Genomic DNA, 12,584 nt, shown 5'->3' on the forward strand with positions numbered 1-12,584 from the left:
TAGAAAAAGGCGCCGCCCCCTCGCTGGGTGCGGCGCCTTTCTCTTTGTCAGGCGCTTACGAGAACAGGCCCGCGAACGCGTTGGTGATGTCGGTTGCCGCGCTCTGCAGGACCTCGAGTTCGAAGCCTCCTGCCAGCGTGAACAGCGCCGTGTCGGCGGCGAACGGCAAGCCGATCGCGTCGAGCAGGTCGCCGTTGGCGATGTTGTCCGCGAACAGCGCGAAGTCGTAGGCGGGCATGCTGGTCACCAGCGCGTTGATGATGTCCGCCGTCGGCAACAGCGTGGAGTACAGCGCCGACGACGCGGTCGTGAGTGCGTTGACGAAGTCGGTGAAGAAACCCGTGGGATCGGCCGCCAGGTTCTCCAGCAAGGCGGAGAAGTCCAGTCCAGCACCGGGATCGGCCACCGTCGGGTCGACCGCGCCCGGGTCCAACATGTAGGCGGCGTAGTTGTCCAGCCCTTGCTGCCAGCCGGCGGCCAGGTTGGAGAACACTTCGGACATGCTCACGTCGGGGAACAGACCGAACGGGGTGTTGACGTCGGCGGGACCGTCGGCCCAACCCTGAGAACCGTCGCCGTAGCCCAGGTTGATCAGGTAGGTCAGGTCGGGACCCAGCAGTTGCTGCAGCGGGGCCGGCAGCAGCGCGACCAGCGGCGGGGTGATCTCGGCGCCCGGCACGGTGTCCGTACCACCGAGCGTGGTGATCATGTAGTACTCGGTCGAGACGTCCGTCGACGTCGGGAGATGCGTCGCGTTGGCGATGTCGGCGAGCGACGGTCCGGTGCCGAGCCCGCCGGTCCCGTTGCCGCCGTCGAGGTAGTGGCCGTGCAGCGTCTGGATGCCTAGGAACGCGTTGAGGTCGGCGAGGAAGTTGAGCGGGTACTTCGGGAAGTCGGTGAAGCCGTCGTACTCGATCGAGTAGATGCTGGTCACGTAATCGTCAGACGGCGTTGCGCCGTCGAACGCGACGCCCAGGCTCGGCAGGTTCAGCTGAAGGTTGTGCGCCATGCCGGCCATGTCGGTGTAGCCGTCGAAGCGCGACAGCAGACCGCCGTCGGGCGCGCTCGGGTCACCGACCAAGAGGAACCGGACGTCGTCCGACGAGATGTGATCGGCCGCCAGCTGTTGCATGACGATGCTGGAGATTGTCGAGCTCTGCGAGTAGCCGAACACCGTCGCCGTGTTGCCGTTGGCGATCTCCGACTCGATCGTGTTGGTCAGGATCGTCGCGCCCTGGCCCACCGAGGTGCTCTCCGAGGGGAAGCCGTCGGTGCCCGCGGGGTAGTTCAGCGGCAAGGTGTGCACACCGGTCAGCGGGTAGAGGCCCTCGGGTGTGTAGAGGCCTTCGCCGAACGGATTCGTCGGGGTGCCCTGATAGAACGAGATGTCAGTGCCGTAGGTCGGGAAGAGGTAATGGCCCGCCGCGGACTCGACGTAGAGGTTGCCCGGGATCGGGGTGCCGCTGCCGCCGAGCACCAGACCGATGTCGTCGGCGCGGGCGTGGCCCGGGTTGGTCATCGCGGCCAGGCTGAGGAAGCCGGCACCGGCTGCGGCGACCATCCCGAGACCCATGAAACGAAGCGTGCGAGAAGACATGAGGCGACCTTTCGGCGGGAGTATTCGCCATATGTTTTACTCCGCTTGGAGGGCGTTGTCTGAGAAATACACAGCTTTTCGTTGGCGAAAATTAAGTTATCTATAGGTGTAGGCGTTGAGTGTGCCTTGGCCTCAGCAGCCCCAGCCGTCACCGGTCTCGGGTGGCACACTTTTTTCGAATCGGGAGCGCCGGCGATATCAGCCAGCGAGCGCGTCGCGCAGCCGATGCACGTCGGCCTCGGAGATGTCCGCGCTGCGGAAGTAGCCGTCGAGCGAACCAAAGTTGTCGACGATCGTCCGCCGTGCGGCATCCAGGTACTCCGCGCGAACACCGAGCACCTCCTCGGACAGCCGGGCCTCGGTGGTCGAGAGCAACTCCGGCGTCACCTCGACGTCCGTGCGTTGCCGGATCGCCTCGAGGATGCGCTCCCGAAGGAACGGCACGGCTTGGTTGCTGGTCAGGAAGTCGGTGACGATCGCGTCGCGGTCGACACCCGCGGCCTCCAGCACCAGCGAGATCGTGAACCCGGTCCGGTCCTTGCCGGCGAAGCAGTGCGCCAGCATCGTGCGGCCGTCGCCCAGCAGGGTCACCATCCGATGCAGTGCCTCGCGCGCGCCGGGATAGGTCGGGAAGCGGCTGTACTCCTCGACCATGTAGCGGCTCGCGGCGTCGCTGACCGATTCGCCGTCCGGCTTCTCGTCGAACAGCCGCTTGAACGCGTGTTCGTGCGGGGCCTCGCCGTCGGGATTGACGTCGTCAGGCGGCAGGTCGGGAATGGGCAGCAGGTGGATGTCGACACCGTCGGGGACCAACCCCGGGCCGTGGCGTAGCACCTCGCTGCGTGAGCGCAGGTCGGCGACATCGGTGATGCCCAAGCGGCGCAACTCATCTCGGCCCTCGTCGGCCAGCTCGCTGAGCTCGCCGGACCGAAACAGCCGACCGGGGCGTATCGCACCGGTGGTGTCGGCGACGTCGCGAAAGTTCCAGGCGCCCTGCAGATCCCGTACGCCGGTGGTCACTTAGGTGACCGCCGCGGCGAAGGCGCTCTTCTCCCGGCCGAGCTCGGCGCGCGCGACCGTCCGCAGGTGCACCTCGTCGGGCCCGTCGAAGATCCGCATCGCACGCTGCCAGGAATACATCCGCGCCAGCACGGTGTCTTCGCTGACGCCCGCGGCGCCGTGCACCTGGATCGCACGATCGATGACGTTGCACGCCATTATCGGAGCGACGGCCTTGATCTGGGAGACCAGCAGGTGCGCGGCGCGGTTGCCGTGCTGGTCGATGGTCCAGGCGGCCTTCTCGCAGAGCAGCCGAGCCTGGTCGAGTTCGTTGCGCGACAACGCGATTGCGTTCTGCACCATGCCCTGCTCGGCGAGCGGCTTGCCGAATGCGATGCGGGTGTTGGCCCGGTCCACCATCAGGGCCAGGGCACGCTCGGCGCCACCCAGTGCGCGCATGCAGTGGTGGATGCGGCCCGGCCCGAGTCGCGCCTGGGCGATCGCGAAGCCGCCGCCCTCTTCACCGAGCAGGTTGGTCACCGGCACCCGGACGTTGTCGTAGATGATCTCGCAGTGCCCGGGCTGGTCCTGGTAGCCGAACACGCTTGTCGAGCGGACCACCGTCACGCCGGGTGTGTCGATCGGCACCAGCACCATCGACTGCTGCTGGTGGCTGGCCGCCTCGGGGTTGGTGCGGCCCATCACGATCAGGATCTTGCAGCGCGGGTCGGCCGCACCGGAGGTCCACCACTTGCGGCCGTTGATGACGTAGTCGCCGCCGTCGCGCACGATCGAGGTCTGGATGTTGCGGGCGTCGCTGCTGGCGACGGCCGGTTCGGTCATCGAGAAGCCGCTGCGGATCTCGCCGGCAAGCAGCGGCTTGAGCCACTTCTCGCTCTGCTCCTCGGTGGCGAACAGGTGCAGGGTCTCCATGTTGCCGGTGTCCGGCGCGGCGCAGTTGGTCGCCTCGGGCGCGATCTCGAGGCTCCAGCCGGTCAGCTCGGCCAGCGACGCGTAGTCCAGGTTGGTCAGGCCCGACTCCGACGGCAGGAAGAGGTTCCACAGCCCGGCGGCCTTGGCCTTCGTCTTCAGTTCCTCGATGATCGGCGGGACGGTGTGGTCCTTCGGCCCGGCCTCCTCGCGGTACTTGTCGTACTCGGCTTCGGCGGGGAAGACGTGATCGGTGATGAACTCGCTCAGTCGCTTGTGGTAGTCACTGGCTTTGGCTGACATTGCGAAGTCCATGACCGTCACGATAAGCCACCCGCAGGAAGGCCCCGTCGGGGGCAGGATGAACGCTGTGACTGATGCCCGCCCGCCGCTCCCGCCGTTCACCCGGGAGACCGCAATAGAGAAGGTCCAGGCCGCCGAAGACGCGTGGAACACCCGCGATCCGGAGAAGGTCAGCCGCGCGTACACCGTTGACTCCCAATGGCGTAACCGCGGCGAACACGTCGTCGGCCGCGAGGCGATCGTCGCGTTCCTCACCCGCAAGTGGCAGCGCGAACTCGACTACGCGTTGCGCAAGAGCCTGTGGAGCTTCGACGGCAACCGCATCGCCGTCCGGTTCCAGTACGAATGCCGTGACGCCGACGGCCGGTGGTGGCGCAGCTACGGCAACGAGTTGTGGGACTTCGACGCGGGCCGCTTGATGACCCGTCGCGAGGCGAGCATCAACGACGTCGCGATCGAGGAATCGCAGCGCCGTATCTTCGGCCCGCGGCCAACTGAGGAGTACGGGCACGACTTCCCGCTTTGGTGACCCTCACCACCGGTGACGATGCCCGCCGTGGAGCGGCGGGAGGAGGAGGCGGAACAGGAGGCTAGGGTGGTTGCCGATCTACTGGGGAGTAGGAAATGACAGAAACGCAGACGACAGTCGGCGTGGTGGCCGAATCGGGTGCCGACGAACGACGCGTCGCGCTGGTGCCGAAGGTGATCGCACCGCTGGTGAAGAGCGGCGTCGCGGTCGTCGTGGAGGCCGGAGCGGGCGAGCGGGCGCTGCTGCCCGACACGCTGTACACCGAGGCCGGGGCGACGATCGGCGATGCCTGGTCGGCCGACGTCGTGGTCAAGGTCGCACCGCCGACCGCCGACGAGGTGGGCAAGCTCAAGAGCGGGCAGACCTTGATCGGTTTCCTGGCGCCCCGCAACGCCGACAACGCGATCGGCGCGCTCAAGGCGGCCGGGGTGCAGGCCTTCGCGCTGGAAGCCATCCCGCGTATCTCGCGCGCGCAGGCCATGGACGCGCTCTCGTCGCAGGGCAACGTCGCCGGCTACAAGGCCGTGCTGCTGGCCGCCTCGGAGTCGACCCGCTTCTTCCCGATGCTGACCACCGCCGCCGGAACTGTGAAGCCGGCCACCGTGCTGGTGCTCGGAGTCGGCGTCGCCGGTTTGCAGGCCCTGGCGACCGCGCGGCGCCTCGGCGGCAAGACGACGGGCTACGACGTCCGCCCTGAGGTGGCCGACCAGGTGCGCTCGGTGGGCGCTCAGTGGCTGGATCTGGGCATCGACGCCGCCGGTGAAGGTGGCTACGCGCGCGAGCTCACCGACGAGGAGCGCGCGCAGCAGCAGAAGGCGCTCGAAGAGGCGATCGCCAAGTTCGACGTCGTGATCACCACCGCGCTGGTGCCGGGTCGGCCCGCGCCGCGACTGGTGACCGCCTCCGCCGTCGAGGCGATGAAGCCCGGCAGCGTCGTCGTCGACCTCGCCGGTGAGACCGGTGGCAACTGCGAGCTGACCGAGCCGGGACAGGTCGTCGTGAAGCATGACGTCACGATCGCCTCGCCGCTGAACCTGCCCGCCACCATGCCCGAGCACGCCAGCGAGCTGTTCAGCAAGAACATCACCGCGCTGCTCGACCTGCTGATCACCGACGGCAAGCTGGCCCCGGATTTCGAGGACGAGGTCGTCGCCGGTTCGTGCGTCACCCGAGAGGACTCCTAGATGTACGACCAACTGCTGGAGAACATTGCGATCCTGGTGCTTGCCGGGTTCGTCGGATTCGCCGTCATTTCCAAGGTGCCCAACACCTTGCACACCCCGTTGATGTCGGGCACCAATGCCATCCACGGCATCGTCGTGCTGGGCGCGCTGCTGGTCCTGGGTGAGCTGCCGGCCGACGCCAGCTGGGGCGTGCGGGCGATCGCATTCGTCGCCCTGATCTTCGGGACCCTGAACGTCATCGGTGGCTTCCTGGTGACCGACCGGATGCTGGGCATGTTCAAGTCGCGCAAGCCATCCGCCGACACGTCGGTCGAAGCGAAGGGCGTGGCCAAGTGAGCACTGAAAACGTCAACTACGCCGTCGACGTCCTCTACATCGCGGCGTTCGCACTGTTCATCTACGGCCTGTCCGGCCTGACCGGTCCGAAGACCGCTGTGCGCGGCAACTGGATCGCCGCAGTGGGCATGGGCGTCGCGGTGGTCGCGACGCTGATCAAGGTGCGCGACACCGCGCCGATCAACTGGATTCTGATTGCCGCCGGCCTGGCGATCGGTGTCGTGCTGGGTGTGCCGCCGGCCAAGAAGACCAAGATGACGGCCATGCCGCAGCTGGTGGCGCTGTTCAACGGCGTCGGCGGTGGCACCGTCGCGCTGATCGCGTGGTCAGAATTCATTGGCACCAAGGGCTTTTCGGTGTTCCGCCCGGACCAGTCGCCGACCGTCGCGGTGGTCGTCGGGTCGCTGTTCGGCGCGATCATCGGCTCGGTGTCCTTCTGGGGCTCGCTGGTGGCATTCCTGAAGCTGCAGGAGTCGATCCCGAAAAACGTTGAGAAGCGGCTGGTTTCGTCGGCCAAGCTGTTCCAGTTCTCGAACATCCTGCTGCTGATTGGCGCGGTTGGTGTCGCGGTCTACCTGGGGCTGAACCCGGGCCAGCCGGTCTGGTGGGTGCTGCTGGTGCTGGCCTTCGCCGGTGTGATGGGCCTGTTTGTGGTGTTCCCGATCGGTGGCGCCGACATGCCCGTGGTGATCTCGCTGCTGAACGCGATGACCGGATTATCGGCAGCCGCAGCAGGTTTGGCGCTGAACAACACCGCGATGATCGTCGCCGGCATGATCGTCGGCGCCTCGGGTTCGATCCTGACCAACCTGATGGCCGTCGCGATGAACCGCTCGATCCCGGCGATCGTGTTCGGCTCGTTCGGCGGCGACGGCGGCGCAGCCGGCGGCCCGGGCGGCGAGCAGGGCACCGTCAAAGCCACCTCGGCGGCCGACGCCGCGATCCAGATGGCCTACGCCAACCAGGTGATCGTGGTGCCCGGCTACGGGCTGGCGGTCGCGCAGGCACAGCACGCGGTCAAGGAGATGGCCAACCTGCTGGAGGCCAAGGGCGTCGAGGTCAAGTACGCCATCCACCCGGTGGCCGGCCGGATGCCCGGACACATGAACGTGCTGCTGGCCGAGGCCGACGTCGAATACGACGCGATGAAAGAGATGGACGACATCAACGGTGAGTTCAACCGCACGGATGTCGCGATCGTCATCGGCGCCAACGACGTCACGAACCCGGCCGCGCGCAACGACTCGTCGAGCCCGATCTACGGCATGCCGATCCTGAATGTCGACGAGGCTCGCTCGGTGATCGTGCTCAAGCGGTCGATGTCCTCGGGTTATGCCGGCATCGAGAACCCGCTGTTCTTCGGCGACAACACCTCGATGCTGTTCGGCGATGCGAAGAAGTCGGTGACCGAGGTGGCTGAGGAGCTGAAGGCGCTATAACCAGCGCTTTCAGCGCACGGCGCGGAGAGCCGAGGGTCTAGACCGGCGGGTAGGACGGCGGCGGGTAGCCCTGGCCGTCGGTGACACCGCGCAGGCCCCACGGCAGGAACTTGAAGTAGAACTCGAGCTCGTCGGAAAAGTCGTAGCTGGGATCGGGATCCGGTTGCATGACTACCTCTCGAGTGGATAAGCGGTTGGTGTGAGTCTAGTCCTACCCGACAACGCGCAACAGTGAACTGTCGTGTTGCCTAGACTACCCACCAGTTGATTGACTCCGGGCCACCCCCCGGACTGCCGATAGCGAGTAGACATGCCATCCGAGAACGGGCTCACCCGCCGCGAGGAGCTCCTGATAGTAGCCACCAAACTGTTCGCCGCGCGTGGCTATCACGGCACCCGGATGGACGACGTCGCCGACGTGGTTGGCCTGAACAAGGCCACCGTGTATCACTACTACGCCAGCAAGTCGCTGATCCTGTACGACATCTATCAGCAGGCCGCCGAGCGCACACTGGACGCCGTCCACGACGATCCGACGATGTCGGCCCGTGAGGCGCTCTACCAGTACACCGTGCGGCTGCTCAACAACATCGCCGTCAATCCCGAGGGCGCGGCGGTGTATTTCCAGGAACAGCCCTACATCACCGAGTGGTTCACCGAGGAGCAGGTCGCCGAGGTCCGGGAGAAGGAGACCCAGGTCTACGAGCACGTGCACGGGCTGATCGACCGGGGCATCGCCGACGGCGAATTCTTCGAGTGCGATTCCCACGTCGTGGCGCTCGGCTACATCGGGATGACGCTCGGTGCATACCGCTGGCTGCGCCCGAGCGGGCGACGCAGCGCCAAGGAGATCGCCGCCGAGTTCAGCACCGCGCTGCTGCGGGGCCTCATTCGCGACGAGGCGGTCCGGGTGGAGTCGCCGTTGGGCACGCCGCGGACCGAGGCCGTCGCGCCGTGACCGACCTGTTTCGGCTCGATGGCAAGGTCGCCGTCGTCACCGGCGGGGGCCGCGGAATCGGCCTGATGATCGCGCGCGGGCTGCTGCAGGCGGGTGCCAGCGTGTACCTGTCCAGCCGCAAGGAAGCCGAGCTGGAGGCCGCCGTCGCCGAACTGTCGTCGCTCGGTTCGGTGCACGCGATCCCGGCGGACCTCGGGACGGCCGAGGGTGTCGACGCGTTGGTCGCCGCGGTCGGGCAGCGGGAGGACAAAATCCACGCGCTGTTCAACAACGCCGGCGCGGCCTGGGGAGCCCCGCTGGGCGAGTTCCCCGAGTCCGGGTTCGACAAGGTGATGAACGTCAACGTCAAGGGCGTCTTCCTGTTGACCCGCGCGTTGGTGCCGTTGCTGACCGCCGGCGCCAGCGAGGCCGACCCCGCCCGGGTGATCAACACCGGCAGCATCGACGGGATCGTGCCGCCTGGTAAGGGCCGGGACAACTTCTCCTACAGCGCCAGCAAGGCCGCCGTACACATGCTCACCCAGCATCTGGCCGGGGAGCTGGCGCCGCGGATCCTGGTCAACGCGATCGCTCCGGGGCTGTTTCAGTCGCGGATGACGAAGGAGCTGCTGGCGGCCGGACCGGACGCGGTCGGCTCCTTCCTCCCGCTCGGTCGCATCGGTCAGCCCGACGACATGGCGGGCATCGCCGTGTTTCTGGCCAGCCGGGCCAGCGCCTACATCACCGGCGCGGTGATCCCGGTCGACGGCGGCGTCACCGTCATCCGCTGACCCCGGTCGGCAGCACCCGCGCCAGGAACTCGAGCTGGTCGGCGATCACGCGCTCGAACGCGTCGCCGACGTAGATCTCGAAATGCCCTTCCGGGTAGAGCTTTATCTCGCCCTTCGGGGCGGTGGCCGCGTACTTGCGGGTCGGACCCGACGGCGCGACGGTGTCGTTTTCGCAGATGCAGAACAGGATTGGGCACGGCACCTTGGCCGCATGCCGGCCCGGGCGGTAGGGCAGGAGCTTGATGCCGATGCGCGCGGCGACCTCGTTGCGCAATTCGCCGCCGTCGGGCACCAGCTTCAGAAAGCCGGGGTAGGCATCCGGCGACGTCATCAGTGCCACTTCGCCGGGGTGCCCCGCCGTCTTCACCATCACCGGATTCGCGCCGAAGCGGGCGCCGACGAGATCGCGGGCCGCCAAGGCCGTCAGGCGCGCGCTCACCAGAGGGTTCACCGCGCCCAGCGAGGCGACGCTGTCGGTGAACGGGCACTGCGATACCACCGCTGCGATGCCCGGCACCCGGGCCGCCGTCGCGATCACGTGACCGCCGCTGAACGACGTGCCCCACAAGCCAATTCGCTTCGGGTCGATGCCCGGCAGCGTGCGCGCGAAGGCGGCGGCCACCGTCCAGTCCTGCAGCTGCATCTTGACGTCGAGGAGCTGACGCGGGGCGCCCTCGCTGTCGCCGAAATTGCGGTAGTCGAACACCAGGCAGGCGTACCCGGCGGCGGCGAAGCGTTCGGCGTAGGCAGGCAGGCGCATGGTGCGCACGCCACCGAGCCCGTGCGCCATCACCAATAGCGGCGCGTCCCCGCCACCGTCGGGGCGGTACAGCCACGCGCTGACCCGGTCGCTGCCGGAGTTGAACCAGACGTCTTCTCGTTGCATGACAGCCATCCTGCATGGTCTCCCGCCAGTGTGATAGACCCACGGCATGGCCGTGGACGTGGTGCAGCAGCTGTCGTCACTGGTGGGCGGCAACTACGTCAGCACCGATCCCGACGTGCTGGCCGGTCGCAGCGCCGACTCGACGGACCGATACCGGGGCACCGCCAGCGCGCTGGTCCGCCCGGGCTCGGCCGACGAAGTGGCCGACGTGTTGCGGGTCTGCCGCGACGCCGGAGTGCACGTGACCATCCAGGGCGGCCGCACGTCGTTGGTCGCCGGCACCGTGCCCGAACACGACGACGTGCTGCTGTCTACCGAAAGACTTTGTGCGGTAGGCGAAGTCGACACTGTCGAGCTTCGCGTCGAAGCCGGGGCGGGGGCGACGCTGAGCGCGGTGCAGCGCGCGGCCGGCGCGGCCGGGCTGGTGTTCGGCGTCGACCTGTCCGCGCGTGACACCGCGACCGTCGGCGGGATGGCCTCGACCAACGCCGGCGGGCTGCGGACCGTGCGGTACGGCAACATGGGCAGCCAAGTCATCGGGATGGACGTCGCGCTGCCCGACGGGTCTGTGGTGCGCCGGCATTCGCGCGTGCGGGCCGACAACACCGGCTACGACCTGCCGGCGCTGTTCGTCGGCGCCGAAGGAACACTGGGCGTCATCACCGCCCTCGATCTACGGCTGCACCCTGATCCGTCTGATCGGGTGACCGCAGTGTGCGGCTTCGACTCGTTGGACGCGCTGGTCGACGCGGGCCGGATGTTTCGCGACCTGGACGGCATTGCGGCGTTGGAGTTGGTCGACGGTCGGGCTGCCTTGTTGGCAGACGAGCACCTGGGTTTTGCCCCGCCGGTGGGTGGGCGCTGGCTGCTGCTGGTGGAGCTGGCCTCCGACCATGACCAGACCGATCGCCTCGCCGACGCGCTGGACGGCGTAGCTGGTTCCGGCGAGCCCGCTGTCGGCATCGATATCGCTGCGCAGCAACGGCTTTGGCGGGTGCGCGAATCACTTGCAGAGGTCGTCGGGCTATTCGGGCCACCGTTGAAGTTCGACGTGTCGCTACCGCTCGACGCGGTGGGCCGGTTCGCCGACGAGGCCGAAAGCCTGGTCGAGCGTCACGCACCGGCCGCGGTCGGTGTGCTGTTCGGACACATCGGCGAGGGCAACCTGCATCTGAATGTGTTGCGGTGCAGCGCCGAACAGGAACAGCAGCTTTATGCCGCGATGATGGACCTGATCGCCGACTGCGGCGGCAACGTCAGCTCCGAGCACGGGGTCGGTAGCCGTAAACGCCGCTACCTCGAAATGTCTCGTGATGTCGCCGACATCGCGGCGATGCGCACCCTCAAGGCGGCCTTCGATCCCACCGGCTATCTCAACGCGGCGGTGCTGTTCGACTAGCTGGATTTGATGCCGACGGCATGGCGCAGCTGAGCCAGGAACTCTTCGGCGTCGTCGCTGCGAATCATGTAGTGCGAGAACGCGACTCGAATCGCCGTCGCCGCCTTGACCGCGGCGTTGGGCCCGGGGATCAGCCGTTGCAGGCCGTCGCGCATCTGGGGGATGACCGCGGAGAACTGGGTGATGACGTGCTCGGGTTCGATGTCGACCATCCGCACCCCGGTGTAGGAGTGCTGATAGTCGACGATGAAACGCAGCGCCGCATCGAGTTTGTCGGCACCCTTGAGGCCGGCGGTCGCGTGGCTCATGCCGTCCTCGAAGGTGAGCCGCTCGTATTTGGAGAACGCCGAGAGCAGGTCTTCCTTGGAGGCGAACCAGCGATAGAGCGTCGGCCGCGACACCCCCGCCTGCACGGCGACGTCGGACAGGCTGAGCTTGCGTTTGCCGTTGCGGCCGAGGACCTCAGCGGTGGCTGCGAGGATCCGTTGCTGCGTCGAGGTGTCGCCCTCGATGGTCGACGTCTGGTCCATACCCGCAACTTTACAAAGATAGGTCGAAGTGTCACGCTGTTTTCGTGTCACTGGTCGCTGACTCCCCGAGCTTAGCCGGGCAGGCCCAGGAAGACGGGCGTCCGCGGTGAGCCACGCCAGGGCGGTGGCTATCACCGAAGCATCTTCGTCGGTCGGATTCGCGACCGCTGCCCGACTGGCGGCGGGCGGACACACGGTCGTGATGGGCAGTCGCCGTCTTCAGGTCTGCGAGGAATTCGCCGCGCGGTTGCGATCCGGTGGCGCCGAAGTCTTTGCCGCGCATCTCGATCTCGCGGACCCGCTATCGATCGATGGCTTCCTGGAGTCCGTCGAATACGTCGTCGGTGAGGTCGACGCGTTGATCAGTACCGTCGGCGTCGCCGCGAAGTCCTGGGTCGGCGCGCAACACCTTGTGACACAACTGGTTACGCCGATGATCGAGCACGGCCGTGGCGACGTGGTGCTGCTCGGCCCAGAGCTCATTGGCGTGCCGCACACAGAGGCCGACCGGATGCTCGAGGCGTGGGTCAGCGGACTGGACGCCGAATTCGTCGGCACCGGGGTGCGGGCATCGATTGTTCGGGCGGATGGCGCGGTGCCGCCCGACGACGCCGGCCGCCTGATCGCAGCGACCATCTGTGCGCCTGACGACATGCATCTGCGGTTGGTGCAGGTCATCCCGTCGACCCCCGCAGCACAGCGATCGACGCGAGCGGGCTGAGAC

General features: G+C 67.2%; 14 protein-coding genes. 8 read left to right on the forward strand and 6 right to left on the reverse strand.

Going from position 1 to position 12,584, the window contains the following annotated elements; genetic code table 11:
* Positions 1-55: 55 nt before the first annotated feature.
* The 3 genes from PT015_RS18990 to PT015_RS19000 form a co-directional block, all read right to left on the reverse strand.
* Positions 56-1,597, reverse strand: coding sequence for a PE-PPE domain-containing protein (locus tag PT015_RS18990; protein ID WP_285186490.1), 1,542 nt, complete (start codon positions 1,595-1,597; stop codon positions 56-58).
* A gap of 198 nt (positions 1,598-1,795) precedes the next feature.
* The gene (locus PT015_RS18995) at positions 1,796-2,617 is read right to left on the reverse strand and encodes a tyrosine-protein phosphatase (RefSeq protein WP_285186492.1); all 822 of its coding nucleotides are present in this window, start codon (positions 2,615-2,617) and stop codon (positions 1,796-1,798) included.
* Positions 2,618-3,829: an acyl-CoA dehydrogenase family protein gene (locus PT015_RS19000; protein ID WP_285191177.1), complete on the reverse strand. Its 1,212-nt coding sequence runs from the start codon at positions 3,827-3,829 to the stop codon at positions 2,618-2,620.
* 67 nt (positions 3,830-3,896) lie between these two features.
* Between PT015_RS19000 and PT015_RS19005 the strand changes: the two genes are divergently transcribed.
* The 4 genes from PT015_RS19005 to PT015_RS19020 all read left to right on the forward strand — a co-directional run bounded on the left by PT015_RS19005 (position 3,897) and on the right by PT015_RS19020 (position 7,317).
* On the forward strand, positions 3,897-4,358 hold the full coding sequence (locus tag PT015_RS19005; RefSeq protein WP_285186494.1) for a nuclear transport factor 2 family protein: 462 nt from the start codon (positions 3,897-3,899) through the stop codon (positions 4,356-4,358).
* A gap of 95 nt (positions 4,359-4,453) precedes the next feature.
* Entirely contained in the window at positions 4,454-5,542 is a 1,089-nt protein-coding gene (locus tag PT015_RS19010) for a Re/Si-specific NAD(P)(+) transhydrogenase subunit alpha (protein WP_285186495.1), read from the forward strand.
* Positions 5,543-5,878 (forward strand): NAD(P) transhydrogenase subunit alpha, encoded by a 336-nt coding sequence (locus PT015_RS19015; protein ID WP_285186497.1) that lies wholly within the window; start codon positions 5,543-5,545, stop codon positions 5,876-5,878. It abuts the gene before it with no gap.
* Positions 5,875-7,317 (forward strand): NAD(P)(+) transhydrogenase (Re/Si-specific) subunit beta, encoded by a 1,443-nt coding sequence (locus tag PT015_RS19020; protein WP_285186498.1) that lies wholly within the window; start codon positions 5,875-5,877, stop codon positions 7,315-7,317. The genes PT015_RS19015 and PT015_RS19020 overlap by 4 nt, the downstream gene beginning before the upstream one ends.
* Positions 7,318-7,354: 37 nt before the next feature.
* Here the strand turns inward: PT015_RS19020 and PT015_RS19025 are convergent, their stop codons facing one another.
* Entirely contained in the window at positions 7,355-7,486 is a 132-nt protein-coding gene (locus PT015_RS19025; protein ID WP_285186499.1) for a hypothetical protein, read from the reverse strand.
* A 141-nt stretch (positions 7,487-7,627) separates the two neighbouring features.
* Here PT015_RS19025 and PT015_RS19030 point away from each other — a divergent pair, with 141 nt between their 5' ends.
* Together PT015_RS19030 and PT015_RS19035 are read left to right on the forward strand one after the other, a co-directional pair.
* Positions 7,628-8,275, forward strand: a complete 648-nt coding sequence (locus PT015_RS19030; protein ID WP_285186501.1) for a TetR/AcrR family transcriptional regulator — start codon at positions 7,628-7,630, stop codon at positions 8,273-8,275.
* A complete protein-coding gene (locus PT015_RS19035) occupies positions 8,272-9,045 on the forward strand; it encodes an SDR family oxidoreductase (RefSeq protein WP_285186503.1) in 774 nt (257 codons plus the stop codon). Before PT015_RS19030 ends, PT015_RS19035 begins: the two co-directional genes overlap by 4 nt.
* On the opposite strand, the gene PT015_RS19040 is transcribed toward PT015_RS19035, so the two are convergent.
* Entirely contained in the window at positions 9,035-9,931 is an 897-nt protein-coding gene (locus PT015_RS19040; protein WP_390887862.1) for an alpha/beta hydrolase, read from the reverse strand. The genes PT015_RS19035 and PT015_RS19040 overlap by 11 nt on opposite strands.
* A gap of 46 nt (positions 9,932-9,977) precedes the next feature.
* Here PT015_RS19040 and PT015_RS19045 point away from each other — a divergent pair, with 46 nt between their 5' ends.
* Positions 9,978-11,330, forward strand: coding sequence for an FAD-binding oxidoreductase (locus PT015_RS19045; RefSeq protein ID WP_390887863.1), 1,353 nt, complete (start codon positions 9,978-9,980; stop codon positions 11,328-11,330).
* Here the strand turns inward: PT015_RS19045 and PT015_RS19050 are convergent.
* Complete coding sequence (locus PT015_RS19050) at positions 11,327-11,860, reverse strand: TetR/AcrR family transcriptional regulator (RefSeq protein WP_285186506.1); 534 nt, start codon at positions 11,858-11,860, stop codon at positions 11,327-11,329. The genes PT015_RS19045 and PT015_RS19050 overlap by 4 nt on opposite strands.
* A gap of 124 nt (positions 11,861-11,984) precedes the next feature.
* Here PT015_RS19050 and PT015_RS19055 point away from each other — a divergent pair, with 124 nt between their 5' ends.
* Positions 11,985-12,581 (forward strand): SDR family NAD(P)-dependent oxidoreductase, encoded by a 597-nt coding sequence (locus PT015_RS19055; RefSeq protein WP_285186507.1) that lies wholly within the window; start codon positions 11,985-11,987, stop codon positions 12,579-12,581.
* The last annotated feature ends 3 nt before the right edge of the window (positions 12,582-12,584 follow it).

This window comes from Candidatus Mycobacterium wuenschmannii (assembly GCF_030252325.1).
Classification (GTDB): Bacteria; Actinomycetota; Actinomycetes; order Mycobacteriales; family Mycobacteriaceae; genus Mycobacterium; species Mycobacterium wuenschmannii.

Excerpts from the sequence above, each read along its gene's own strand:
- PT015_RS18990 (WP_285186490.1), bottom strand. The coding sequence starts at position 1,597 with ATGTCTTCTCGCACGCTTCGTTTCATGGGTCTCGGGATGGTCGCCGCA.
- PT015_RS19000 (WP_285191177.1), bottom strand. The coding sequence starts at position 3,829 with ATGTCAGCCAAAGCCAGTGACTACCACAAGCGACTGAGCGAGTTCATC.
- PT015_RS19010 (WP_285186495.1), top strand. The coding sequence starts at position 4,454 with ATGACAGAAACGCAGACGACAGTCGGCGTGGTGGCCGAATCGGGTGCC.
- PT015_RS19015 (WP_285186497.1), top strand. The coding sequence starts at position 5,543 with ATGTACGACCAACTGCTGGAGAACATTGCGATCCTGGTGCTTGCCGGG.
- PT015_RS19025 (WP_285186499.1), bottom strand. The coding sequence starts at position 7,486 with ATGCAACCGGATCCCGATCCCAGCTACGACTTTTCCGACGAGCTCGAG.
- PT015_RS19030 (WP_285186501.1), top strand. The coding sequence starts at position 7,628 with ATGCCATCCGAGAACGGGCTCACCCGCCGCGAGGAGCTCCTGATAGTA.
- PT015_RS19040 (WP_390887862.1), bottom strand. The coding sequence starts at position 9,931 with ATGCAACGAGAAGACGTCTGGTTCAACTCCGGCAGCGACCGGGTCAGC.
- PT015_RS19045 (WP_390887863.1), top strand. The coding sequence starts at position 9,978 with ATGGCCGTGGACGTGGTGCAGCAGCTGTCGTCACTGGTGGGCGGCAAC.
- PT015_RS19050 (WP_285186506.1), bottom strand. The coding sequence starts at position 11,860 with ATGGACCAGACGTCGACCATCGAGGGCGACACCTCGACGCAGCAACGG.